The organism is Myxococcus dinghuensis (assembly GCF_024198235.1).
Lineage (GTDB): Bacteria > Myxococcota > Myxococcia > Myxococcales > Myxococcaceae > Myxococcus > Myxococcus dinghuensis.
Window position 1 is genome coordinate 147,020 of record NZ_JAKCFB010000004.1, and the last position, 23,673, is coordinate 170,692.

20 protein-coding genes are annotated in these 23,673 nt (G+C 71.5%); 10 read left to right on the forward strand and 10 right to left on the reverse strand.

Annotated features, from left to right (window positions below):
- Positions 1-97 precede the first annotated feature (97 nt).
- From LZ198_RS07650 to LZ198_RS07670, 5 genes are all read left to right on the forward strand, one after another.
- A complete protein-coding gene (locus LZ198_RS07650) occupies positions 98-949 on the forward strand; it encodes an alpha/beta fold hydrolase (RefSeq protein ID WP_253971223.1) in 852 nt (283 codons plus the stop codon).
- 79 nt (positions 950-1,028) lie between these two features.
- Entirely contained in the window at positions 1,029-1,637 is a 609-nt protein-coding gene (locus LZ198_RS07655) for a TetR/AcrR family transcriptional regulator (RefSeq protein ID WP_253971224.1), read from the forward strand.
- Complete coding sequence (locus LZ198_RS07660; protein ID WP_253971225.1) at positions 1,634-2,845, forward strand: MFS transporter; 1,212 nt, start codon at positions 1,634-1,636, stop codon at positions 2,843-2,845. The genes LZ198_RS07655 and LZ198_RS07660 overlap by 4 nt, the downstream gene beginning before the upstream one ends.
- Positions 2,842-3,339 (forward strand): pantetheine-phosphate adenylyltransferase, encoded by a 498-nt coding sequence (gene coaD / locus LZ198_RS07665; protein WP_253971226.1) that lies wholly within the window; start codon positions 2,842-2,844, stop codon positions 3,337-3,339. Before LZ198_RS07660 ends, coaD begins: the two co-directional genes overlap by 4 nt.
- Positions 3,336-4,082, forward strand: coding sequence for an MBL fold metallo-hydrolase (locus LZ198_RS07670; protein WP_253971227.1), 747 nt, complete (start codon positions 3,336-3,338; stop codon positions 4,080-4,082). Before coaD ends, LZ198_RS07670 begins: the two co-directional genes overlap by 4 nt.
- A 73-nt stretch (positions 4,083-4,155) precedes the next feature.
- Here LZ198_RS07670 and LZ198_RS07675 read toward each other — a convergent pair whose 3' ends face one another.
- A complete protein-coding gene (locus LZ198_RS07675; protein WP_253971228.1) occupies positions 4,156-6,057 on the reverse strand; it encodes an alpha-amylase family glycosyl hydrolase in 1,902 nt (633 codons plus the stop codon).
- 241 nt (positions 6,058-6,298) lie between these two features.
- Here LZ198_RS07675 and LZ198_RS07680 point away from each other — a divergent pair, with 241 nt between their 5' ends.
- Entirely contained in the window at positions 6,299-7,903 is a 1,605-nt protein-coding gene (locus LZ198_RS07680) for a bifunctional metallophosphatase/5'-nucleotidase (RefSeq protein ID WP_253971229.1), read from the forward strand.
- 199 nt (positions 7,904-8,102) lie between these two features.
- Positions 8,103-9,185, forward strand: coding sequence for a 2-oxoglutarate and iron-dependent oxygenase domain-containing protein (locus LZ198_RS07685; protein ID WP_253971230.1), 1,083 nt, complete (start codon positions 8,103-8,105; stop codon positions 9,183-9,185).
- 9 nt (positions 9,186-9,194) lie between these two features.
- Here LZ198_RS07685 and LZ198_RS07690 read toward each other — a convergent pair whose 3' ends face one another.
- Together LZ198_RS07690 and LZ198_RS07695 are read right to left on the reverse strand one after the other, a co-directional pair.
- Positions 9,195-9,968 carry a YdcF family protein gene (locus LZ198_RS07690; protein WP_253971231.1) on the reverse strand — a complete coding sequence of 258 codons (774 nt, stop codon included), beginning with the start codon at positions 9,966-9,968 and terminating at the stop codon, positions 9,195-9,197.
- 19 nt (positions 9,969-9,987) lie between these two features.
- Positions 9,988-10,833 (reverse strand): NAD(+)/NADH kinase, encoded by an 846-nt coding sequence (locus LZ198_RS07695; RefSeq protein WP_253971232.1) that lies wholly within the window; start codon positions 10,831-10,833, stop codon positions 9,988-9,990.
- 115 nt (positions 10,834-10,948) lie between these two features.
- On the opposite strand from LZ198_RS07695, the gene LZ198_RS07700 reads away from it, so the two are divergent.
- Entirely contained in the window at positions 10,949-12,280 is a 1,332-nt protein-coding gene (locus tag LZ198_RS07700) for a replication-associated recombination protein A (RefSeq protein ID WP_253971233.1), read from the forward strand.
- Positions 12,281-12,308: 28 nt separating this feature from the next.
- Here LZ198_RS07700 and LZ198_RS07705 read toward each other — a convergent pair whose 3' ends face one another.
- The 3 genes from LZ198_RS07705 to LZ198_RS07715 all read right to left on the reverse strand — a co-directional run bounded on the left by LZ198_RS07705 (position 12,309) and on the right by LZ198_RS07715 (position 16,468).
- Entirely contained in the window at positions 12,309-13,772 is a 1,464-nt protein-coding gene (locus LZ198_RS07705; RefSeq protein ID WP_253971234.1) for a sigma-54-dependent transcriptional regulator, read from the reverse strand.
- Positions 13,769-15,349 (reverse strand): ATP-binding protein, encoded by a 1,581-nt coding sequence (locus LZ198_RS07710; protein WP_253971235.1) that lies wholly within the window; start codon positions 15,347-15,349, stop codon positions 13,769-13,771. Before LZ198_RS07710 ends, LZ198_RS07705 begins: the two co-directional genes overlap by 4 nt.
- A 168-nt stretch (positions 15,350-15,517) precedes the next feature.
- Positions 15,518-16,468, reverse strand: coding sequence for a diguanylate cyclase (locus LZ198_RS07715; protein WP_253971236.1), 951 nt, complete (start codon positions 16,466-16,468; stop codon positions 15,518-15,520).
- Between the two features lie 148 nt (positions 16,469-16,616).
- Between LZ198_RS07715 and LZ198_RS07720 the strand changes: the two genes are divergently transcribed.
- Together LZ198_RS07720 and LZ198_RS07725 are read left to right on the forward strand one after the other, a co-directional pair.
- The gene (locus LZ198_RS07720) at positions 16,617-17,411 is read left to right on the forward strand and encodes a glycosyltransferase family 2 protein (RefSeq protein WP_253971237.1); all 795 of its coding nucleotides are present in this window, start codon (positions 16,617-16,619) and stop codon (positions 17,409-17,411) included.
- Positions 17,412-17,421: 10 nt separating this feature from the next.
- Positions 17,422-18,270 (forward strand): ChbG/HpnK family deacetylase, encoded by an 849-nt coding sequence (locus LZ198_RS07725; protein ID WP_253971238.1) that lies wholly within the window; start codon positions 17,422-17,424, stop codon positions 18,268-18,270.
- Here the strand turns inward: LZ198_RS07725 and LZ198_RS07730 are convergent.
- From LZ198_RS07730 to fadI, 4 genes are all read right to left on the reverse strand, one after another.
- Complete coding sequence (locus LZ198_RS07730; RefSeq protein WP_253971239.1) at positions 18,243-18,911, reverse strand: class I SAM-dependent methyltransferase; 669 nt, start codon at positions 18,909-18,911, stop codon at positions 18,243-18,245. The genes LZ198_RS07725 and LZ198_RS07730 overlap by 28 nt on opposite strands.
- Positions 18,908-20,041, reverse strand: a complete 1,134-nt coding sequence (locus LZ198_RS07735) for a mannosyltransferase family protein (RefSeq protein ID WP_253971240.1) — start codon at positions 20,039-20,041, stop codon at positions 18,908-18,910. Before LZ198_RS07735 ends, LZ198_RS07730 begins: the two co-directional genes overlap by 4 nt.
- 93 nt (positions 20,042-20,134) lie before the next feature.
- Positions 20,135-22,366, reverse strand: coding sequence for a fatty acid oxidation complex subunit alpha FadJ (gene fadJ, locus LZ198_RS07740; protein ID WP_253971241.1), 2,232 nt, complete (start codon positions 22,364-22,366; stop codon positions 20,135-20,137).
- The gene (fadI, locus tag LZ198_RS07745; RefSeq protein ID WP_253971242.1) at positions 22,366-23,667 is read right to left on the reverse strand and encodes an acetyl-CoA C-acyltransferase FadI; all 1,302 of its coding nucleotides are present in this window, start codon (positions 23,665-23,667) and stop codon (positions 22,366-22,368) included. Before fadI ends, fadJ begins: the two co-directional genes overlap by 1 nt.
- Positions 23,668-23,673 lie beyond the last annotated feature (6 nt).

The following is a 23,673-nucleotide window of genomic DNA, read 5'->3' on the forward strand; positions in this document are numbered from 1 at the left end:
GGCCCCTACCCGCCCCCCGCCTGCCTGCTGCCAGCCTCCGGCGACATGCGCACCTGAGACCGGGCGGTGGAGACCCACCGGCCCGTCAGGAGGCGTCATGCCCGAGGTGCGCTCCAGCGGGGGTGCCCGCATCCGCTACGACGACGTGGGCCAGGGCGAGCCCGCCCTGCTCCTCATCCCGGGCTGGTGCACCCGCCGCGACCTCTTCCAGCCGCTCGTGCCGCTGTGCGCGGCGCGCCGCCGCGTGCTCGCCGTCGACCTGCGGGGCCACGGCGACTCGGAACCGGGCCCGGGCGACTTCGACGGCGGCGCCATCCTGGAGGACCTGCTCACGGTGGTGGAGGCCAGCGGCGCCCGCCAGGTGGTGCCCGTGGCCCTGTCCCACGCGGGCTGGTGGGCCCTGGAGCTGCGCCGGGAGCTGGGCGCAGAGCGCGTGCCCCGGCTCGTCCTCCTGGATTGGATCGTCACCGAAGCGCCGCCGACCTTCCTCGCCACGCTCCACGGGCTCGTCTCCGCCAACTGGAAGCGGGCGCGCGAGGACCTGTTCCGCGAGTGGACCGCCGGCGTGGAGCGCGAGGAGCTGCGGCGCTTCATCATCGAGGAGATGGGCGCCTTCCCCGAGGAGATGTGGGCCCGGGCCGGCCGGGAGATCTCCGCGGCCTACAGCCGGGAAGGCTCGCCGCTGCGCGCCCTCACGGGCCTGAGCCCGGCGACGCCCACCCTCCACCTGTACGCGCGACCGGACTCGCACGACTACCTGGAGGCCCAGGTCGCCTTCGGCGCCCACCACCCCTGGTTCCACGTCATGCGGCTGCCCGCCGTCAGCCACTTCCCCACCCTGGAGGTGCCCGCCCTCATCGCCGCCGGCATCGAGGCGTTCGTCTCCGGGCGCACCACCGCCGTCAAGACGGGCCCGGGCGTCGACCGAGGCACTCCCCTGCCGGGCTGACCCCACGTCCCCGTGCGCGGGTTGACGTCCGCCCCCGGCGCGTTTATAAGTTGGTCACACAACCAACAAACAAACGCGCATGCCCCGACCGTCCAACACCGAAGAGCGCCGCCAGCAGATCGTCACGGGCCTGCTGCGGGTCATGTCGGAGCGCGGCTACGAGCGCGCCTCCGTCAACGAAATCGCGAAGGCGGCGGGGCTGAGCCCCGGCCTGGTGCACTACCACTTCAGCGACAAGCAGGAGATCCTCCTGGTGCTGGTGGAGCAGCTCGCGGCCCGGGGGCGTGCGCGCGTGGCGGCGCGGCTCGCGAAGCACCCGCCGGACGACGCGCGCGGCCGGGTGGACGCGTTCCTGGACGCCTTCCTCGCGGTGGGGGCGGACGCGGACGTGGACGCGGTGGCCAGTTGGGTCACCATCAGCGCGGAGGCCATCCGCCAGCCGGAGGTCCGCGCCGCCTACGAGCAGGTGGTGCGCTCGGACCTGGAGCAGTTGGAGTCGCTCGTGGCGGCGCTCGTCGGCAAGCGGCGCGCGCGGGCCCTGGCCGCGGGCCTGTTCGCGGCGGTGCAGGGCTACTTCGTCCTCTCCGCCAGCGCCCCGGGCCTCATCCCTCCCGGCTCCGCGGCGAACACCGTGAAGCACATGGCCGCGGGCCTGCTGGACACGGCCGACGCGAGGGAGCGCGCATGAAGACGCCCGCCAAGCTGGGGCTGCTGTCGAGCCTCTACCTGTCGCAGGGGCTGCCCTTCGGCTTCTTCACGCAGGCGCTCCCGGTGCTGCTGCGCCACCAGGGGCTGTCGCTGCCGGCCATCGGCCTGACGCACCTGCTCGCGCTGCCGTGGGCGCTGAAGTTCCTCTGGGCGCCGCTCATGGACCGGCACGGGTCGGCGCGCTGGGGCCGGCGGCGCGGCTACATCCTCCCCCTGCAGCTCCTGGCCGCGGGCCTGCTGCTGTCGCTCGCGTTGCCCGAGGGCACGGTGGACACCCGCTGGCTCATGGCGGCCGTGCTGGGCGTCAACCTGCTCGCGGCCACCCAGGACGTGGCGACGGACGGGCTCGCCGTGCATCTGCTGTCGCCGTCCGAGCGGGGCTGGGGCAACGGCATCCAGGTGGCCGCGTACCGCGTGGGCATGATCCTGGGCGGCGGCGTCATGCTCGCCATCTTCGACCAGACGGGCTGGCGCGTGACGTTCCTCGCCCTGGGCGCGACGCTGCTCCTCGCCACCCTCCCCATCGCGCTGCACCGCGAGCAGCCCTCGCCAGCGCCCGGGCACCAGAGCCTGGGCCTCGCCTGGTGGTGGCAGCAGCCCGGCGCGGCGGCCTGGCTCGCGCTGCTCGTCGCGTACAAGGCGGGAGAGGCGCTCGCCACGGGCATGCTCCGCACCTTCCTCGTGGACCAGGGGATGACGCTCACGGACATCGCGTGGATGCTGGGTGGTGTGGGCTTCACCGCGGGGCTCGTGGGCGCGCTCATCGGCGGCAGCCTCGTGGTGCGGATGGGTCGGCGTCACGCCCTGCGGGTGTTCGGCGTCATCCAGGCGGGCGCGGTGCTGCTGTACGCCGTCGTCGCCAGCGGCCAGGCCTCGCGCGCGTGGCTCACGCTCGCCTGCGGCGTGGAGCACGTGGCCAGCGGCATGGCGACCGCCACGCTCTTCACCGCGATGATGGACCGGTGCCGGCCGGACCACGCCGCCACGGACTACACGGTGCAGGCCTCGCTCGTGGTGCTCGCCACGGGGGCGGCGGCGGCGCTCAGCGGCTTCAGCGCGCAGGCGCTCGGCTACACGGGCCACTTCGTCCTGTCCGCCCTGCTCTGCGTCGCGGGGGTGCTCTGCGTCAGCCCCGCCCTCTCTTCGCGGTGGGCCCCCCACCCCGACCTCCCCGAGGTGTCGCCATGACCATCGCCGTCTACGCCGGCAGCTTCGACCCCATCACCTCCGGGCACCTGTCCGTCATCCGACAGGCCGCGCGCCTGTTCGGGCACGTCGTGGTCATCGTCGCCGTCAACCCCGCCAAGAACACCCTGCTCACGCCGGACGAGCGCGTGGCCCTGGTGCGCGACGCGGTGGCCATGCACCCCAACGTCACCGTCGCGCGGACGGACGGCCTCATCGTCGACTACGCGCGGGCCATCGGCGCCAGCGTCCTCCTGCGGGGGGTGCGCGGGGCGACGGACGCGCAGTTCGAGACGGAGCTGGCGCAGAACAACCGCGCGCTCGCGCCCGAAATCTCCACCCTCTTCCTGCCCGCCGAGGCCCACCTGGCCGAGGTGAGCAGCAGCGCCCTCAAGTCCCGCGCCGCGAACGGCGAGGACGTCTCCTCCTTCTGTCCGCCCGCCGTCGCGGCCATGCTGCGCGAGCGCCTGCACCCCTCCCTCCGGAGCCCGACATGAGCCTGTCCTTCATCCCCCTGGGCGTGGGCGACGCCTTCTCCGCCCTCTTCTATTCGTCCTGCCTCGCCGTGGAGGCCGAGGACCAGGTCCTCCTCATCGACTGTCCGCACCCCATCCGGAAGATGATGCGCGAGGCGTCGCTGTCCTCGGGCGTGCCGCTCGACGTGGACCGCGTCAGCGCCGTGGCCCTCACCCACCTGCACGCGGACCACTCCTCCGGACTGGAGGGGCTGGGCTACTTCTCCTTCTTCGTGCTGAAGCGGAAGCTGGAGCTGCTGGCGCACCCGGCCGTGGCCGACCGGCTGTGGGCGGGGCACCTGGCCGCGGGCATGGAGTGTCTCATCGAGAAGCGCGGCGAGCCGCCCAACCCCAAGCACTTCGAGGACTACTTCGAGCACACGCCGCTCTCCACGGAGGCGTCCGTGCGGCACGGCCCCTTCCTCATCGAGGCGCGCATGACGTACCACCACGTGCCCACCACCGCGCTGCGCATCCACGCGGGCGGCCGGTGCCTGGGCTACAGCGCGGACACCGCCTTCGACGAGGGCCTCATCTCCTGGCTGGGCAAGGCCGACCTCGTCATCCACGAGACGAACTACGGCGTCCACACGCCCTACGAGAAGCTCGCCGCGCTGCCCGCGGAAACACGCGCGCGCATGCGCCTCATCCACTACCCCGACGACTTCGACACCCAGGCCAGCGTCATCGAGCCGCTGGTCCAGGGCCGCCGCTACACCGTCTGACGCCCCGGCCGGAGCGGGAGGCGCCCGTCCCACCACCGCGGACGGGCGCCCCGGGACGTCGTGGGACTGCTCGCTACTGCGAGAAGATGAGCAGCGAGTAGGGGCCGATGGCGAACGAGGCGTTGTTGGCCATGCCGTCCTTCGCGCCGCTGTAGGCCGCGGTGTTCGCGGACGCGGTGTTCCCGAAGTCGCTCGAGTACCCGTTCCAGTCGCTGTTGAAGCGCAGGTACCAGGTGCCGGTGCGCGGGAAGCCGATGTTGTAGCTGGGGAAGTAGGTGCCGCTGAAGTTGGCCACGACGATCACGTCGTCGCCCGCGCCGCCGCTCTCCCAGCGGTGGTAGGCAATCACCTTGTTGGTGTTGTTGACGTGGTGGACGTTGACGTTGGCGCCGCGCAGGCCGCGCGTGTTGTTGAACCAGTTGCGGCGCAGGCGGATGAGGTCGCGGTAGAGCGTGGTGATGCCGCCGTAGGTGGTCGCCTTGGCCCAGTCCACCGGGTCGCTGTCGGAGAAGTAGCCGTCCTCGAGGAACTCCTGGCCCTGGAAGAGCATGGGGATGCCCGGGGACGTCAGGGCGATGCCCGCGCCCAGCGTGGAGCGCTTCTTGGCGGCCCAGCTCCCCGCGTTGCCCGGCCAGATCTCCTCCGGCACGCGCGAGTGGCCGTTGGCGACCTCGTCGTGGCTCTCCGTGTAGATGATGCGCGCGTGGCCGCGCCCGCTGAAGCGCTGGGTGATGGCGTCGCGCACCGCGGTCATGTTCCGGTTGGCGTCGTTCTGCTCGATGATGGCCGTGCGGACGGGGTGCACGAACTCACCGGCCCACTGCGCGTCGAAGCCCGCGCCGCCCGTGTTGTCGTCGCTGTTCCCGTCGGTGATGGAGTTGCCGCCGCCGAAGTCCTCCGCGATGGAGATCTTCCAGCCGCGCGTGGCGTCGATCTCCCGGTTGATGGAGCGGAACACCGGCCACGCCTCGGGGATGGCGTTGGAGCCGTCCGACGTGCGCATGTACTTGGTGGCGTCCCAGCGCAGGCCGTCGCCCCGGTAGTTGTCCAGCAGGTTCATCATCGAGTCGCGGATGTAGCTGCGCACGCCCGCGCGGCCGTAGTCCGGGCGCGTGTCGCCCCACGGCGTCGACTTGCGCCAGTCCGTGAAGAAGTACTCGCCGCCCGAACCCAGGCAGTCGCCGCTGAAGCACCACATGGGCAGGTCGCTCGGGCCGTAGTGGTTGTGCACCACGTCGAAGATGACGGCGATGCCCCGGTAGTGCGCCTCGTCGACGAAGCGCTTCATGTCGTTGGGCGACCCGTAGGCGCTCTCCGGCGCATAGGGGTACGCGGCGTTGTAGCCCCAGGAGAAGTCACCCGCGAACTCGAACGCGGGCATCACCTGCACCACGTTCACCCCCAACGCCTGCAGGTGGTTGAGCTTCGCGATGGCGCTGGTCCAGTTGCCCGGCCCGAAGCCCGGCGAGTCGAAGAAGGTCCCCACGTGCATCTCGTAGATGACCATCTCGTTGAAGCCCGGCGTGCTGAACTGCTGCGCGTTCCAGTAGTACTCGCCGTGGTCGAAGATGATGCTCGCGCCGGTGGAGTTCTCCTGCCAGTTCGACCGGGGGTCCGCCCGCTCCGCGTCGCTGCCCCACTGGTTGCGGGTGACGAACTTGTACTTCTGCCCCTTCACCGCGCCGGCGACGTCGCCGGAGAAGTACTCGGACGTCCCCTCCTTGCTCAGCTCCAGCGTGTTCCAACTGCTGAAGTCGCCCTTCACGAAGACCTTCGAGGCCAGCGGCGCCCAGACTCGGAACGTCGTGCCTCCCGAGTAGACGACTGCGCCCATGCCCGGTCGGCTCGACGCCGCGAGCTGCTGGCCGACCTGCGCCGTCTCCCCGAAGGAGCCCTGTTGAGTCGGAAGCGCGGACTCGCCACAGCCGAACAGCCCGGCCAGGAGCAACGCGCCCCACACCTTGTTGTGTCGCATGGTGACAACCTCCCTGTGTGTTCAGGGGGCGTCCTAGCAACCGCAGTGAAGTGCGAGCAAACCGCCTTCAAGTGAATTCTGTAACTTTCGGCCATGACACACTGTGCCACCCCTCCAGGATTCCCCGCGCGAGCGGCAACCCGAGGTAGGGGCATGGCGGGTGTGCTCGCCTTCGACGCGTGAGTGCGCTACTCCCGCGAGCCCGGCGCCGCCCGGGCGCCCCAGGAGAGAACGACTCGCGATGACGACGACGACAGCGCCGGCCCGAACCGGGGCCCTGCTCCTGCCGCTCGCGCTGCTCTGGGCGCTGGCGCCGGCGTCCGCCCTGGCGGCCGAGCCCGTCAAGCCCGTGCGGCTGACCTTCCTCCACCTGGCGGACGTCTACCAGGTGCAGCCCGTGCAGGGCGGGAAGGCGGGAGGGCTGGCGCGGGTGGCCACGCTGCGCAAGCAGGTGCTGGCCGAGGCGCCGGGCGCGCTGACGCTGCTGGGCGGTGACACGCTGTCGCCGTCGGTGGAGTCGCTCCTGGAGGTGGACGGCCAGGCGCTCAAGGGGCGCCACATGATCGACGCGTGGAACGCGCTCGGGCTGGACGTGGCGGTGCTGGGCAACCACGAGTTCGACTTCGGCGACGACGTGCTGAAGGAGCGCATCCGCCAGTCCCGCTTCCCCTGGCTGGGCGCCAACGTCACGAACGCGAAGACGGGCGCGCTGTTCGACGGCGTGAAGACCTACGACGTGCGGGAGATGGACGGGGTGCGCGTGGGCCTGTTCGGCGTGGTGCTGCCGGAGACCAAGACGACCACCAAGGCGGGGCCGGACACCGTGTTCGGCGACGTGTGCGAGGCGGCGAAGGGCGCGGTGGCGAAGCTGCGCGAGGACGGGGCCCAGGTCATCCTCGGCCTGACGCACCAGACGCTGGAGCAGGACCGCGCGCTCGCCCGGTGCGTGAAGGTGGACGCCCTGCTCGGCGGGCACGACCACGTGGGCGCGGCGGACCGCTCCACGGGCACGCCCATCTTCAAGGTCCCCGCGGAGGCGGTGGAGCTGGGCAAGCTCACCCTCGACGTGGACGCCAAGACGGGCCAGGTGCGCAAGACCACGTGGAAGCGGCTGCCCGTGACGTCCAAGGTGCCGGAGGACGCGGCGTTCAACGAGGCCATGAAGGCCTATGGCCCGCTGTTCGCGCGGCTGGCGGAGCCGGTGGGGCGCACGCCCGTCGCGCTGGACGCGCGGGGCACGTCGGTGCGCACGCGGGAGACCAACCTGGGAGATTTCGTCGCGGACGCGTTCCGCGAAGCCGCGGGCGCGGACGTGGCGCTGGTCAACGGGGGCGCGCTGCGCTCGGACGCGGTGCTGCCCCCGGGCGTGCTGACCCGCAGGGACCTGCACGGGCTCATGCCGTACACGGACGCGCTCGTGGTGGTGGAGCTGAGCGGCGCCACGCTGCGGGCCGCGCTGGAGAACGGCGTCAGCCTCAGCCGCGAGGACGCCCGCCCCGGCCGCTTCCCCCAGGTGTCCGGCATGCGCTTCACCTTCGACGCGCGCAGGCCCGTGGGCGAGCGCGTGCGGGAGGTGACGGTGCACGGCAAGCCGCTCGACCCGAGCGCCACGTACCGGCTCGCCACGCTGAGCTTCCTCGCCAGCGGCAAGGACGGCTACGACGTGCTGAAGGGGCAGCCCGCCACGCCCGCGCTGGCGGACGGGCGCGCGCCGCTGGAGGTCATCGCGGAGGCCTTCCGCACCGGCCGCCCCACCCCGCGCGCGAAGGGCGACGGCCGCATCGTCCGGCTGGACGGTCAGGCACTGGCGCCGGACGCGCGCCGCCCCGCACCGCCGATGAAGTAGCCCGCACCTCCGCCCGCCTGCGCGACGAGCATCCGCTTTCCGACAGACCTCCAGGTCGGAAGGGGGGTGTTTCAAGCCTCGTGTCTGGCAACCAACGGCCGGTATTGCTCCACTGCCCCGCGCACGGAGCCCCCTTCCTCTCCGACGTCGCGACACCTGGCCCTGGGACTCCGCATCCACCCCCACGCGGGAGCTGCCCATGGCCGAGCTGGAGACGTTCCGACTGCCGGAGTCCGTGAGCGGAAGTGACGCCGACATCACGTTGGCGTTGTCGATGATTCAAGCCTGGCGGAAGGACGGAATCTTCCAGGTCCAGACGACGAACGCGCAGGAGCTGAAGGTGCAACGCGCCTTCGAGGCCAGCCGGCGCTTCTTCCGTCAGCCCATGGCCGCCAAGGCCCGCTGCGTGAGCGACCTGACGTACAGCGGCTACATCGCCTCGGGCGAGGAGCTGACCGCGGGCGAGGCGGACCACTCGGAGGTGTTCACCGTCTGCAAGGACGTGCCGCTGACGGACGCGCGCGCCCAGGCCCGCTGGCCCTGCCACGGCCCCGCACCGTGGCCGGACGAGGCCTACCGCCGCGCGATGAAGGACCACCTGGAGGGGCTGGGCGCCATCGGCGACAAGCTGCTCCAGCTCGTCGCGCTGGGGCTGGGGCTGGACGACATGCACGTGCTCACCCGCCTGACGCGCGAGGGCTGGCACCACATGCGCGTGCTGCGCTTCCCGGCGCGCTCCCCCACCGCCACGCGCGGCATCGGCGCGCACACCGACTACGGCCTGCTCGTCATCGCCGCGCAGGACGAGGTGGGGGGCCTCTACGTCCGCCCCCCCATCGAGGGCGAGACGCGCCCGCGCAACTGGCTGCCCGGGGAGAGCTCCGCCGGCAGGTACGAGGACGACGAGCGCTGGACGTACGTCAAGCCCGTGCCCGGCGTCCTCACCGTGTTCCCCGGCGACATCCTCCAGTTCCTCACGCGCGGCTATCTGCTCTCCACCCCGCATCGGGTCCGGCTCAACACGCGCGAGCGCTTCGCCATGGCCTACTTCCACGAGCCCCACTTCGAGGCCTGCGTCCGCCCGCTCACCCACCCCGCCGGCAACGAGTTCATCCACTACGGCTCGCACTTCACCCACATGTTCATGCGCAGCTACCCGGACCGCGTCACCACCCAGCGCATCCTCGACGAGGACCGGCTCACCGTCCTCGCCTGGCTGCGCCACGAGGCCGTGCAGCGCACCACGCCCGTCGAGGAGGAGCGCCGGCTCGCCACCGGGTGAGGCCAGGCCTCAGGGCGCCGTCCAGCCACGGAGGCGATACACGGCGCGCCCCGCGAGCTCGCGCAGCGCGTCCGTGCTCTGGTTGAGGAAGCCCGCGCGGGGCAGCCAGCTCGAGCGCCCCGCGCGCTCGCTCGGCGTGCGGGCGTCCACCGGCAGCGTGTCGGGGTGCAGCCCCACCGCCGCGAAGCAGCCCGCCGCGCGGGGCATGTGCGCGGCGCTCGTCACCAGCAGCAGCGTGCGCCAGCCCCGCTCCTGGACGATGCGCGCGGACTCCACCGCGTTCTCCCGGGTGTTGCGGCTGCGGCCCTCGGTGACGATGCGCTCGGCGGGGATGCCCCACGCCTGGAGCTGCCGCGACAGCACGTCCGCCTCCACCACCGCCTCGGGGCTCGGGTCCAGCGAGCCGCCGGAGAGCAGCACCTGTCGCGCCCGGTCCTCCCGCAGGAGCTCGAAGCCACGCAGCACCCGCTCCACGGCCGCGTTGTACTCGGGCTGGCCCGTGCGCTCGGTGGCGGACGGGTCCAACGCTCCGCCCAGGACGATGACCGCGTCGTACGTCACGTCCGGCCGGGACGTGTCCCGCGCGCCCGCCTCCACCGCGCGCGTCAGCGCCGTGGCCACCCCCTCCGACGAGAAGGCGTAGAGGACACCGAGCCCGGCGACGGACAGCGCGCGCGACACCGCCGGGCGCAGGCGCCGCACCCGGCCGAGCAGCAGCAGGAGCAGCGCCCAGGTCAGCGGCGCCAGGAAGAGGTCCAGCACCTTCGACAGGAAGAGGAACACGCGCGGCGCTGGGGGCCCCTCAGCGCTCGCCCCAGTGGAGCTTTTGCCGGAGGATGGAGAAGTAGGCCACCTTGGGGTTGCGCACCAGGTTCACCCGGTTGGGCGAGCGCACCACCTCGATGCAGTCCCCGCCCTGCAGGCCATGGCCCGTCTGGCCGTCCAGGGTGAGGTAGGTGTCCGCCGTCTCGCTGCGCAGGGTGATGCGGATGACGCGGTCGGCGGGCACGACGATGGAGCGCTGGGTGAGCGCGTGCGAACAGATGGGCGACAGCACGGTGCAGTCCACGGACGGGTGGACGATGGGCCCTCCGGCGGACAGCGAGTACGCGGTGGAGCCGGTGGGCGTGGCGAGGATGACGCCGTCCGCCTTGTAGGTGGTGATGGGCACCCCGTCGATGGAGGTCTCGTGGTCCGCGATGCGCGCCAGGGCGCCCTTGTTGATGACCACGTCGTTGAGGATTTCGTCCTCGATGAGCACCCGGCCGCCGCGGATGAGGCGGCAGGTGAGCTTCATGCGCGAGTCCACCTGGAAGCGCCCCGCGAGCACCTCCTCCAGGGTGGAGAACAGCTCCTCCACCGGAATCTCCGTCATGAAGCCCAGGCTGCCCAGGTTGACGCCGAGGATGGGCACCCCGCGCCCGGCCAACAGCCGCGCCGCGTAGATGAGCGTGCCGTCCCCGCCCAGCACCACCGTCAGGTCCGCCCGGGCCGCCAGCTCCCGGTCCTCCACCCGCGGCCAGCCCAACGCATGGGCCAGCGTCCGGTCCGCCAGCACGGTGAGCTGCGGATAACGCTCGCGGATCCGGGCCGCCAGCGCCACGGCCTCCGGTTTGTCCCTCTTCGCGACGATGACCAGGGTCTGCACGGACTGGTTTTCTAATCCAGCCGGGCGGCCGGGCGCCTCCCTGTTTTGCGGGGGTGCCGTCCCCCGGACAGACGGCTCGGCGCGAAAGGGGCCCCGGCGCTATTTTTGGCCATTCATGGACCTCTTCGAACACGCCGGCCAGGAGGAGCAGGCCCGCCTCGCGCCGCTGGCGGAGCGGATGCGCCCCCGGACCCTCTCGGAGTTCGTCGGACAGGAGCACCTCACCGCCGAGGGCCGCTTCCTGCGCCGCGCCCTGGACAGCGACCAGGTCCCCAGCCTCATCTTCTGGGGCCCCCCGGGCACCGGGAAGACGACGCTCGCCCAGCTCGTCGCCCGCTCCACCGGCGCCGCCTTCGAGGCCCTCTCCGCCGTGCTCGCGGGCGTGAAGGACATCCGCGAGACGGTGGCCCGCGCCCAGGACCGCTGGAAGCTCCACCGCCAGCGCACCTTCCTGTTCATCGACGAGATCCACCGCTTCAACAAGGCGCAGCAGGACGCGCTGCTGCCCCACGTGGAGAAGGGCACGGTGACGCTCATCGGCGCCACCACGGAGAACCCCTCCTTCGAGGTCAACGCCGCGCTCCTGTCCCGCACGCGCGTCGTCACCCTGCGCGGCCTGGAGGACGAGGAGCTGGTGGCGCTGCTGCGCCGGGCGGTGGAGGACCCGCGGGGCCTGGGAGGCCAGGCGCGGGTGGACGACGAGGCGCTGGCCTTCCTCGCGTCCACGGCGGGCGGAGACGCGCGCAAGGCGCTCACCGCGCTGGAGGTGGCCGCGGCCCACGGCGGCGCGAAGGTGGACCGGGCCGCCGCCGAGGAGGCCCTCCAGCAGAAGATGCTGCTCTACGACAAGGGCGGCGAGGAGCACTACAACGTCATCAGCGCCTTCATCAAATCCATGCGCGGCAGCGACGTGGACGGGGCGCTGTACTGGATGGCGCGCATGCTGGAGGCGGGCGAGGACCCGCTGTTCCTCTTCCGGCGCATGGTCATCTTCGCGTCGGAGGACATCGGCAACGCGGACCCGCGCGCGCTCGCCGTCGCGGTGGACGCCCTGCGCGCCTTCCAACTGGTGGGCCTGCCGGAGGGCACCCTGCCCCTCACCCAGGCCGTCACCTACCTGGCGCTGGCGCCCAAGTCGAACGCGGTGCTGACGGCGTACGCCGCCGCGCGCGAGGCCGTGGAGAAGCAGGGCGCGCTGCCGGTGCCGCTGCACCTGCGCAACGCCCCCACGAAGCTGATGAAGTCGCTGGGCTACGGGGGCGGCTACAAGTACCCGCACAACTTCGAGGGCAACTACGTCCCGGAGGACTACCTGCCCGAGGCCCTGCGCTCCCGCAGCTTCTACACCCCCACCCGCAACGGGCTGGAGGCGGAGCTGTCGGACCGCTACGAGGCCATCCGACGGCAGCTCGCGGAGCGCGTCCGCGAGCCGGGCGAGGAGGGTTGAGGCTCCCCGCCCCGGTCGACGACCTCCGTCAGGAGGCGACCTCGAGCGGCTCGTTCCCCTCGGCCTCGTCCTTGATGGCGCGGGGCTTCATGGAGCGGCCGGCGACCTCGTACTGCTTGAGCAGGCGGCGGAAGTTGGAGCGGTCCACGCCCGCGGCGCGCGCGGCGCTGGAGACGTTCTGGTTGTTCTTCTCCAGGAGCGCGGACAGGTAGCGGCGCTCGAAGGCGCGCATCGCCAGGCGCTTGGCCTGGGCGTACGGCAGGTGGGCGAGGCTGAAGACCTCCACCGCCGAGTCGGCCTGGGGCGCGGACTGGAAGCCCGGCGGCAGGTCCTCCACGTCGATGACCTCGTTGGCCGTGAGCACCACCGCGCGCTCGATGACGTTCTCCAGCTCGCGGACGTTGCCCGTCCAGCGGTTGCAGGTGAGCGCCTCCATGGCGCGCGGGGAGATGCCCGTCACCTTCTTGTCCGCCTTGGACGCGTACAGCTTCAGGAAGTGGTGCGCCAGCAGCGGCACGTCCTGCGGCCGGTCGCGCAGGGGCGGCAGGTCGATGGTGATGACGTTGAGCCGGTAGAACAGGTCCTCGCGGAACTTGCCCTGCTCCTTGGCGCGGGACAGGTCCACGTGGGTGGCGGCGATGACGCGCACGTCCACCTTGACGGGCTCGTTGGCGCCCACGCGCTTGACCTCGCCCTCCTGGAGGACGCGCAGCAGGCGCACCTGCGTGGCGGGCGGCACGTCGCCAATCTCGTCCAGGAAGATGGTGCCGCCGTCGGCCGCCTCGAACAGGCCCTTCTTGTTGCCCGTGGCGCCGGTGAAGCTGCCCTTCACGTGGCCGAACAGCTCGCTCTCCAGCAGCGTCTCCGTCAGCGCCGAACAGTTGACGGCGACGAAGGGCTTGTCCTTGCGCGAGCTGCGGTAGTGGATGGCGCGCGCCACCAGCTCCTTGCCCGTGCCGCTCTCGCCCTGGATGAGCACCGTGGCGGTGGAGTGGCTCACCGTCTCCACCAGCTTGAAGACCGAGCGCATCTGCGGCGACTGGCCGATGAGGTCCTCGAACTGGCTGCGCACCGTGAGGGCCTCCTCCAGCGCCCGGGTGCGGTCCTTGAGCGCCTTGCGCTCGGCGGCCTTGGCCACCGTGAGGCTCACCTCGTCGATGTTCTCGAACGGCTTGGTGAGGTAGTCGTACGCCCCCGCCTTCACCGCCTCCACCGCGGTCTCCACCGTGGCGAAGGCCGTCATCATGATGACCTCCACGTCCGGGCGCTCGGCCTTGATGCCGCGCAGGAGGTCCATGCCGGACAGGTTGGGCATCTTGATGTCGAGCACGACGACATCGATGGTGGGGTCCTTGGCCGCCGTGAGACCTTCCACCGCGTCATCGATGGCCACCACCGGATGGCCCTCGCGCTGGAGGATCTGCGTCACGGCCTTGAGGACGACGGAGTCATCATCCACGACGAGGACTTTGGCGCGCCTGACTTGGTTCACGGCAACCTCTCGAGCTGCAGGGGGATGGGCAGAAAGACGGTGAAACGGGAGCCGGCGCCCACGTGGGTGTCGACGTGGAAGCTGCCCCCGTGGTCCTGGACGATGCGGTACGCGATGGACAACCCCAGCCCGGTGCCCTCACCGGGGGGCTTGGTGGTGAAGGACGGCTCGAAGATGCGCGGCAGGTGCCGCTCCTCGATGCCGCAGCCGGTGTCGGTCACCGCGAAGAAGCAGCGGTCTCCCTCACGGCCCGTCTCCAGCGACAGCCGGCCCTCCCGGTTGGGGAGCGCCTGCAGGCCGTTCTGGAGCAGGTTGAGCACCACCTGCGCCAGCTGGCCCGGGTCGCCGTACACCTTCGGAAGGCCGTCCTTGAGCCCCAGCGACAGCTCCACGCGGGGCGTCGCCTTGAGCTGCGCGCGGAAGAGGACGGCGGCGTCCTCCACGCAGCGCGACAGGTCGAACAGCCGCCGGTCCTCCACGCGGCTGTGCCGGCTGAACTTCAGGAGGCTCTCCACGATGCGCTTGCAGCGCAGCGCGCTCTCCTCGATGAGCCCCAGCGACTCCAGGTCCGGCTCGCTGCGCCCCGCGTCGCGCGACATGAGCTGCGCGAAGGCGAGGATGCCGCCCAGCGGGTTGTTGATCTCGTGCGCCACCCCTCCCGCCAACTGCCCCACCGCCGCCATCTTCTCCGTCTCGATGAGCCGGCGCGTCATCGCCTGCTCCTCCGTGACGTCGCGGTAGGTGCACACCACCCGCTCGTCCCCCGCCATGGGGTACGCCGACACCACGTAGGTGCGCCCGGCCTGCTGCACCTCGCCCCGCGCCCCCTTGCCGCTCTCCATCGCCGCCGGCAGCGGACAGCCCACGCACGGCTCGTTGCGCCCGAACAGGTAGCGGTAGCACGCGATGTCGGACGGAATCTGCTCGATGGAGCGCCCCGCCACGTGCGCGTACGCCAGGTTCGCCCGCCGCACCGCGAAGTCGCGCCCGCGCACCACGCACAGCGGCGTCTCCATGCAGTCGAACGACAGCTCCCATTCGCGCTTGGCCTGGCTGAGCATCCGCGTGCGCTGCGCGACGCGCTCCTCCAGGTCCGCGTTGAGCAGCTTCAGCTCCGCGTTCTGCTCCTGCGTCACGCGGTACAGCCGCTCGTTCTCCGCCTGCAGCGCGTACTGCTCGAACGCGCTCTTCACCGTCAACACCAGGTGGCTGTCGTTCCAGGGCTTGGAGATGAAGCGGAAGATCTCCGACCGGTTGATGGCCTCCTCGATGGCCTGCTGGTCCGCCTGCCCCGTCAGCATGATGCGCTGGGCGCGCGGCTCCTGCTGCTTCACCCGGGTCAGGAACTCCACCCCGTTCATACCCGGCATCCGGAAGTCGGAGATGACCACCTCCGGCCGGAACGCCTCCACGGTGCGCAGCGCCTGCTCGGCGTCCGTCGCCGTCTCGATGTCCCAATCACCCCGGCGGAGCACCCGGCGGATGGACTTGAGGATGTTCTCCTCGTCGTCCACCAGCAGCAGCCGCCCGCGGGAGGCGGTGTCTTGAGAGGGGAGCTTTGCGGCGAGGGGACCCATCGGACTCTTTCCGCCCCACGACAATTGCAATGCTCCTGCCAGCGGCAGAAGGGATGCAAACCCATGGAATCACGGGATGAATTGAGTCCCCGACAGTCAGGAGCCCGAGTCATCATAGACTCACCCCACCCCAATGGGTCAATATCGACTCGGGGTCTTTGACCCGGGTCACTCCCCCTGCGAGCCGGCGGGCGGGAACAGGGGGAGCTGGGTGTGGAGGCTGATGCGGTCCCTGCCGTCGTCCTTGGCCCGGTAGAGGGCCTCGTCGGCGGTGAGCAGCAGTTGCTCGGGGCTGAGGACGGTGCGGTGGGGGAAGCTCGACAGGCCGAGCGAGGCCGTCACCCGCAGGCGCCCGTCCGGGCCCACCTGGAGCAGCCCCAGTTCGCGGCGCACGCGCTCGGCCACGGTGAGGGCCCCCGTCAGGTGGGTGCGCGGCAGCAGCACCGCGAACTCCTCGCCGCCGTAGCGGGCGACGAGGTCCGTCTCCCGCACGCTGCGCTGGAGCGCCGCGGCCACCTCGCGCAGCACCCCGTCACCGATGGTGTGCCCGTACTGGTCGTTCACCTGCTTGAAGTGGTCCAGGTCCAGCAGGATGAGCGACAGCGGGTCGTCGTAGCGCTGGGCGCGGCGGAACTCCTCGCGCAGCCGCTCCTGGAAGTGCCGGTGGTTGTGCACCCCGGTGAGCCCGTCCGTGGAGGACAGCCGCTGCAGCTCGCCCACCTGCCCCGCGAGCCGCTTCAACCGCGCCTGCAGCTCGAGCAGCCGGTCGACCCGCGCCGCCAGCTCGTCGCCGTCATATGGGTCGAAGACGACCTCGGCGCCCCGCCGCAGCACCTCCAGCCAGGGCCGCATGAACTCGCGGCCGGCGACGACGAGGAGGGGGGTGCTGGGGCCGCCCTCGACCTGGGGGAGCAGGCGGTCGACCAGGGGCCGCATCGCCGAGGGGCACCCCGGCGCGACGAAGAGCACCAGGTCCACCTCCGTCGCCAGTCGGATGACCTCGGGGCCTGGAGGGATGCGCCGGAGCGTCCGCTCCCCGGTGTCCAGCACCCGTGACAGCTCGGCCTGGTTCGAGTCCGCCTCTTCCACCACCAACAAGGTGCAGGGTCTGGCGCTCACAGTGTCCCCGTAAATTGATACTTGCACGGTATCACAACGTGTTCCCGGGTGGGAGGCCCGTGATTGATTTGGGACCCAGGGCTTGCTAGCGAGCCGCTCCATTCGACCCCGTCGGTGTCACCGACGCGTCGCAGCAACGAGGTCCACCGTGGCCAAGTACCCCAGCATCAGCCTCTTCCTTCCCGCCTGGAACGAGGAGGACTACGTCGAACGCGCGGTGAGCCGGGCGCTCGACGTGCTCCCCCGCCTGACGGACGACTTCGAAATCATCATCGTCAACGACGCCTCCACCGACCGGACGAAGGAGCTGGCGGAGGGGCTGGCGGCGCGCATCCCGCAGCTACGGGTCATCACCCATCCGGTGAACCTGAAGCTGGGCGGGGCGATGCGCACGGGGCTGGCGGCGTCGACGAAGGACATCGTCGTCTACTCCGACATCGACCTGCCGTGGGATTTGCGGGAGCTGGAGCGGGCGCTGCACCTGCTGGACTACCTGGAGGCGGACATGATCTGCGCCTTCCGGTTCGACCGCACGAGCGAGGGCCCCAAGCGCATCGTCTACTCGTTCGTCTACAACATGCTCATCCGGGCGCTGTTCGACATCCAGATCAAGGACGTCAACTTCAGCTTCAAGGTGATGCACCGCCGCGTGCTGGAGTCGATGGAGCTCAAGAGCCAGGGCTCGTTCATCGACGCGGAGCTGGTGGTGAAGGCCATCCGCAAGGGCTTCCGCGTGTTCCAGATGGGCGTGGACTACTTCCCGCGCACGCGCGGCATCTCCACGCTGGCCTCGCCCTCCGTCATCGTGAAGATGGTGAAGGAGCTGGTGAAGCTCTACCCGGAGACGCGCTCTCCCGAGCCGCCGGCCCACCCCGTGCGCCTGCCGCCCTCCGTGCAGCCGCTGCGTCCGGCGTCGCCTCCCGGCCGCGCCGCGCAGGGCTGAGCCTTTCCGCATGGCGCGCCCCCTCACGCGCCTCGTGGTGAACGCGGACGACCTGGGCCTGCACCCGTCGCTGGACGCAGGCATCCTCCGCGCGCACCGCGAGGGCATCGTCACCAGCACCACGCTGCTCGCCATGGGGCCCCACGCCGCCGAGGCCGCCGCGCTCGCGCGCGCCCAGGGCCTGGCGGTGGGGCTGCACCTGGCGTTGTCCACGCGGCTGCTCCCCGCCGCGCCCGCGCCCACCGTGCCCACGGTGGCCCCCGGAGGCCGGCTGCGCGCCAGCTGGGCGGACTTCGCGCGGGCCTGGCTCACGGGCCAGGTGCGACGGGACGAGGTCTCGCGCGAGCTGGAGGCGCAGCTGGCGCGGGCCCGCGACCTGGGCGTGGAGGTCGACCACCTGGATGGGCACCAGCACCTGCACCTGCTGCCGGGCATCCGTCCCCTGGTGGAGTCCCTGGCCGCGCGCGAGCACCTCCCGTTGCGCTGGCCGGACGCCCTGCCCCGCGCGCCGTGGCTGCGCGCGCCCGGGCCCGCGCTGAAGACGTCGCTCCTGACGGTGCTCGCGAGGCTGGCGCCCCGGGCGCGCGCGGACGTGCGGCGGGTGAGCGCGGGCGGGGTCTTCGAGGCGGGCCGGCTGGACGAGGCCGCGCTGCTGTCCGCCCTGGACGCGTTGCCCTCCGGGGACTTCGAGCTGGGGTGCCACCCCGGCGAGGGCACCCCGCATGTCCCCGAGGACCCGGCGTGGCGCTACGGCTGGCAGGCGGAGCTGGACGCGCTCACCAGCCCCCGGGTGCGCGCGCGGCTGTCCGAGCGCGGCATCGAGCTGCACTCCTACGGGACGCTCGCCTCCGCGACGTAGAGCACGTGGGGCGTGGTGTAGCCCCGCCCCAGGTCCACCACCTCGCGCACGTCGAACCCGGCGCCGGAGAGCAGCGCCGTCATGGCCGCGCGAGGCTTGAGCACCATGCCGCCGCTGGCCCGCGTGCGCCCCAGCAGCGACACCATCACCCACTCCTGCGCCAGCGCCTTGCGGTGCTTCCAGGAGCCGTCCCCCTCCACCTCCTTCAACAGGAAGCGGCCACCGGGCTTGAGCAGGCCGCGCACCGTCCGCAGGAAGTCGGGCCAGCGTGGCTCGGGCAGGAGGTACAGCACGTCGCAGACCACCGCCGCGTCACACGCCCCGGGCAGCGCGGGCGCGAGCGTGGTCTCCACCGTGCCCTCCGACAGGTGGACGTTCGGCAGTCCCCCCAGGGCCCGCCGCGCCCACGCCACCTTGCGCGGGTCCGGGTCCACGCCGTGCACGGCGCGCTCCGGAGCCTCCAACGCGAGCAACGCGGACAGGAGCCCGTGGCCACAGCCGATGTCCGCCACCACGCCCCTGGGCGCGCGCTCCACCACGGACAGCAGCGGCGCGGAGGAGGCACGCGCGTGGACGTGGAAGCGCTCCGCGGCGGGGAGGCCGGCGTACCGCGCGAGGGCCTGCTCCAGGAGCGCGCTCATGAGATGTAGTAGTCCGCGCCGAAGGCCCAGGACAACACGAGCAGCGACACCGCGCCCACCGCCAGCGCGCCGCGCAGGAGCCTCGGGCGCTCACGCAGCAGCATCGCGCCGGTGAGGAAGACGGGGAAGGCCGACAGCAGGTAGCGCCCCATGCCCATGAAGTCCTTCGTGGACCACGCCGGCAGGCCGACGATGGCCAGCACGTACGCGGCATAGCCCCAGCCCAGCAGCTTGCGCGTGGGCCACACCAGCGCCAGCGCCAGGAAGGTGAAGAAGGCGTGCGCGGCCAGGCGGAAGGCCTCGCGCTTGTCGGTGGGCGACAGGATGACGCGCTCGAACCAGCTCACCTTGAGCCACGTGTGCCAGCCCGGCTGCTGGTCCCACCCCGCGGCGCCCTGCACCTTCACGAAGGCGAACGGGTCCCCGAACTGGTGCCACAGGTAGAGCATGTAGCAGCCGAAGCCCAACCCCGACAGCACGGGGAGGAAGTCCACCACGCCCCACTTCTGCCCCCGCGCGTGCTTCCACTCCAGGCGCCGCACCAGCAGCCCCAGCACCACCGCGGGCGCCACCGGCCGCGCCGCCGTGGCCACCGCCGCCACCAGCACCGCGGGCCCCAGGTGCCCCTTCTCCAGCAGCAGGAAGGCCGACACCACCAGCAGGACGAACAGCGCGTCCGAGTACATGGCGCCGTAGAAGTAGAACGTGAACGGGTACATCGCCATCAGCAGGCCGGCGCTGAGCGAGGTGGGCTCGTCCGCCAGCAGCCGGGCCCAGCGCGTGAAGAGGAACAGCGCCAGCGGGCCGCACAGGAACGTGATGAGGACGCCCGCCTGGTAGACGTTGGGGCCCAGCGTCTGCACCGCGCGGATGAGCAGCGGGTAGAGCGGGAAGAACGCCACCGAGCTCTGCTGCCCCGGCGTGAACTGGTAGCCCTCCTGGGCGATGCGCATGTACCAGCTCGAGTCCCACGCCACCCACCCCATGGTGACGTACTCGTCCAGGCGCACGACGGGGTTGTTCGGGTCCTTGTGGAAGTAGCGCCAGGCCCCGGCCCCGGCGGCGGCGCTGCAGGCGACGACGGCGACGAGGCTGACCCAGGCGATGGTGCGGGACGCGGAGCGGTTCATTGGCGGGCGGCAGGCTCCTCGCAGAACGCCGCTCCGGTCAAGCGCGGGGACGGGAAGCCACCCTCCCGTCCCCTCCCATGACGCGCCGCGCGCTCAGCGCGGGTAGAACGTCTTGCCCGTCTTCACCAGGTCCACCAGCAGCGGCGCGGGCGTGAAGCGCTCCCCCAGCTTGTCCTGGAAGTGCTCCAGCTTGCGCAGCAGCTCGGAGGGCCCCAGCGCGTCCGCGTAGTGGAACGGGCCGCCGAGGAACGGCGGGAAGCCCAGGCCGAAGATGGCGCCCACGTCGCCGTCGCGCGCGCTGCGGAGGATGCCGTCACCCAGGCAGCGGATTGCCTCGTTCACCATCTGCAGCACGAGCCGGTCCGCCATCTCCGTCGCGTCGAAGTGCTGGCGCTCCTTGCCGTGCGGCAGGAGCCCGTAGATGGACGGGTCCACCGTCTTCTTCTTGCCGCCCTCGTAGAGGTAGAAGCCCTTCTGGCTCTTGCGGCCCAGCCGTCCGTCCGCCACCACCGCGTCCAGCGACTTGGGCGCCGCCATGCGCTTGCCGAACGCCGCCTCCATGATGGGCCCCACCTTGTGGGCCACGTCGATGCCCACCTCGTCCAGCAGGGTGATGGGGCCCACCGGGAAGCCGAACTCCACCAGCGCCTTGTCCAGCGCGGCGATGTCCGCGCCCTCGCCCAGCAGGTGCGCCGCCTCGTTCATGTACGGCGCGAGGATGCGCGAGGTGTAGAAGCCCGGCCCGTCGTTGACGACGATGACCGTCTTGCCCTGCTTGCGCCCCACCTCCACGCACGTCGCCGTCACCCGGTCCGCGGTGCCCGGGTGGGTGATGATCTCCAGGAGCGGCATCTTGTGGACCGGGCTGAAGTAGTGCATCCCGATGACCTGCGACGGCCGCTTGCTGCCCTTGGCCAGCTCCGTGATCGGGATGCTGGACGTGTTGGACGCGATGATGGCCTGGTCGCCGGTGACGGCCTCCACCTCCGCGAGCACGCGGTGCTTGAGCTTCAGGTCCTCGAACACCGCCTCGATGACGAGGTCCGCCGACTTGAAGCCGCTGTAGTCCGTGCCCGCGGTGACGCGCGCCTGCTTCGCCGCCGCCTCGCGCCACGTCAGCGAGCGGCGCTTCACGCGCTCGTCGAGGATGCCCTGCACCTGCTTCAGTGCGCGCGCCACGCCCGCGTCGTCCTTGTCCTTCACGCGCACCTGCGCGCCCTGGAGCACGCCAGTCACGTAGGCGATGCCGCCGCCCATCAGCCCGCCGCCGAGCACGGCCACCTTCTTCACCTCGCGCGGCTTCACGCTGGCGTTGGAGGTGCCGTTCTCCTTCTTCAGCGCCGTCGTCGCGAAGAAGACCTCCACCAGCCGCCGCGACACGTCCGACACCACCAGCTCGCCGAACGCCTGGGCCTCCGCCTCCAGGCCCGCCTTGCGCCCGGACTCCAGGCCCACGCGCACGACCTGGAGCGCCTTCTCCGGCGCGGGGTACTTGCCGCGCGTCTTCTTCAACAGCTGCTTGCGCGCCTGGTCGAAGAGCAGCTTGCGGCCGAGCGGGTTGTCCTCCAGCGCGACCTCCGCCCACAGCTCCTTGTCCGCCAGCCCCTGGAAGAAGCCCGCCAGCCCCTTGCCGCGGGTGGCCGCCGCCTTCAGGCCCTGGTGCGAGCGCTCCGGCACGAGCGTGCCCTCCGCCAGCTCCCGCGCGCGCTTGAGCGCGACGGCGCGGAGGATGGGCACCGGCACCACCTCGTCGACGATGCCCAGCTTGCGCGCCTTCGACGGCTTGACGCTCTTGCCCGTCAGGATGAGGTCCAGCGCCGCCTGCGCGCCGATGAGCGCCGGCAGCCGCTGCGTGCCGCCCGCGCCCGGAATCAGGCCCAGCTGCACCTCCGGAAGACCCAGCGTCGTCTTCGGGCTGTCGGTGGCGATGCGGTAGTGGCACGCCAGCGCCCACTCCAACCCGCCGCCCAGGCACGCGCCGTGGATGGCCGCGACCACGGGCTTGGGGAAGGCCTCCAGCCGGTCGAAGGCCACCTGCCCGTCGCGGCTCATCGTGGCCGCCTCCTCCGCGCTGCGCAGCGTCTGGAGGTAGTCGATCTTCGCCCCGGCGACGAAGCTGTCCTTCTTGCCGGAGACGAAGACCACCGCCTTCACGTCCGCGTCACGCTCCGCGCGCTCCATCAGCAGCGTGAAGGCGCTCCCCACCTCCGGTGACAGCGTGTTGACGGGGGAGTCCGGCAGGTCGAAGGAGACGACGGCGACGCCGTCCTCCACCTGGAAGGAGAAGCCCTGCTTCGCCTCGAGTGCCTCGAGTTTGATGGCCATCACGCACGCTCCAGGACCACCACGGCGCCCAGGCCGCCGGCGGCGCAGACGGTGCACATCACCGTGTTCTTGTTCCGACGCTTCAACTCGTTGAGGGCCTGGGTGACGATGCGCGCCCCCGTGGCTCCGAAGGGGTGCCCCAGCGCGATGGAGCCGCCCGTCACGTTCAGCCGGTCCCGGTCCACCTCGCCCACCGGCGCGCTCCAGCCCGCCTTCTTCGCGAAGGTGGGCGACGCCAGCGCCTGCAGGTTGCTCGCCACCTGCGCGGCGAACGCCTCGTGCATCTCCACCAGGTCGATGTCCGCCAGCGACATGCCCGCGCGCTTGAGCGCCGTGGGCACCGCGTACACCGGCCCCTGCAGCAACTGGTCCCCCGGGTCCGTGGCCGCGTAGGCGTGCGAGCGCAGGTAGCCCAGCGGCTCGTAGCCCAGCGCCCGGGCGCGCTCCTCGCTCATCAGCAGCAGCGCCGCGGCCCCGTCCGTCAGCGGCGACGCGTTGCCCGCGGTGACGGTGCCGTACTTGCGGTCGAACACCGGCTTGAGCTTGCCCAGCGCCTCCAGGGTGCTGTCCTCGCGGATGATGTTGTCGCGCGACGCCGTCTCGTCGAACCGCGGCGGCACCGCGACGTGCATCACCTCGTTGTCGAAGCGGCCGTCCTTCCACGCCGCCGCCGCGTTGCGGTGCGACGCCAGCGCGATGCGGTCCTGCTCCTCGCGGGAGATGCCGTTCTCCTTCGCCATCTTCTCCGCGCTCTCCCCCATCGACAGGCCCGTGGAGTACTCCGCGATGGCGGGCGGCACCGGCACCAGGTCCTGCGCCTTGAGCTTCTGGAAGGGCCTGAGCTTCTCCGGCAGCGAGCGCCCCTTGGACGCCGCCGCCAGCGCGTGCGCCAGCGGCCGGCTGGTGAACACCGGCGGGTCCGACATGGCCTCCGTGCCACCGGCGATGGCCACGTCCACCTCGCCCACCGAAATCGCGTTGGCCGCCGTCGTCATCGCCTGGATGGACGTCGCGCACGCGCGCGTCACCGTCACCGCCTCCACCTTCATGGGCAGGCCCGCCGCGATGACCACCTCGCGCGCGATGGACGGCCCCGTCAGCGTGGGAATCACCTGACCGAAGACGAGCTGGTCGATGAGGTTCGGGTCGATGTCCGAGCGCTGCACCAGCTCCTGCACCACCATGCGCCCCAGGTCGAGCGCGGTGAGCCCGGAGAACACGGTGCCCGCCTTGACGAACGGGGTCCGCAGGCCGCGGACGATGGCCACCCGCTTGTGGCCGTTGCGCTTCTCGCTTGCCATGAGTGC

Bases quoted from the DNA above. Each gene is read 5' to 3' on its own strand.
- LZ198_RS07735 (WP_253971240.1), bottom strand. From the start codon at position 20,041: ATGAACCGCTCCGCGTCCCGCACCATCGCCTGGGTCAGCCTCGTCGCC.
- fadJ (WP_253971241.1), bottom strand. From the start codon at position 22,366: ATGGCCATCAAACTCGAGGCACTCGAGGCGAAGCAGGGCTTCTCCTTC.
- LZ198_RS07680 (WP_253971229.1), top strand. From the start codon at position 6,299: ATGACGACGACGACAGCGCCGGCCCGAACCGGGGCCCTGCTCCTGCCG.
- LZ198_RS07725 (WP_253971238.1), top strand. From the start codon at position 17,422: ATGGCGCGCCCCCTCACGCGCCTCGTGGTGAACGCGGACGACCTGGGC.
- fadI (WP_253971242.1), bottom strand. From the start codon at position 23,667: ATGGCAAGCGAGAAGCGCAACGGCCACAAGCGGGTGGCCATCGTCCGC.
- LZ198_RS07710 (WP_253971235.1), bottom strand. From the start codon at position 15,349: ATGGGTCCCCTCGCCGCAAAGCTCCCCTCTCAAGACACCGCCTCCCGC.
- LZ198_RS07700 (WP_253971233.1), top strand. From the start codon at position 10,949: ATGGACCTCTTCGAACACGCCGGCCAGGAGGAGCAGGCCCGCCTCGCG.
- coaD (WP_253971226.1), top strand. From the start codon at position 2,842: ATGACCATCGCCGTCTACGCCGGCAGCTTCGACCCCATCACCTCCGGG.
- LZ198_RS07730 (WP_253971239.1), bottom strand. From the start codon at position 18,911: ATGAGCGCGCTCCTGGAGCAGGCCCTCGCGCGGTACGCCGGCCTCCCC.
- LZ198_RS07670 (WP_253971227.1), top strand. From the start codon at position 3,336: ATGAGCCTGTCCTTCATCCCCCTGGGCGTGGGCGACGCCTTCTCCGCC.
- LZ198_RS07685 (WP_253971230.1), top strand. From the start codon at position 8,103: ATGGCCGAGCTGGAGACGTTCCGACTGCCGGAGTCCGTGAGCGGAAGT.
- LZ198_RS07655 (WP_253971224.1), top strand. From the start codon at position 1,029: ATGCCCCGACCGTCCAACACCGAAGAGCGCCGCCAGCAGATCGTCACG.
- LZ198_RS07675 (WP_253971228.1), bottom strand. From the start codon at position 6,057: ATGCGACACAACAAGGTGTGGGGCGCGTTGCTCCTGGCCGGGCTGTTC.
- LZ198_RS07660 (WP_253971225.1), top strand. From the start codon at position 1,634: ATGAAGACGCCCGCCAAGCTGGGGCTGCTGTCGAGCCTCTACCTGTCG.
- LZ198_RS07650 (WP_253971223.1), top strand. From the start codon at position 98: ATGCCCGAGGTGCGCTCCAGCGGGGGTGCCCGCATCCGCTACGACGAC.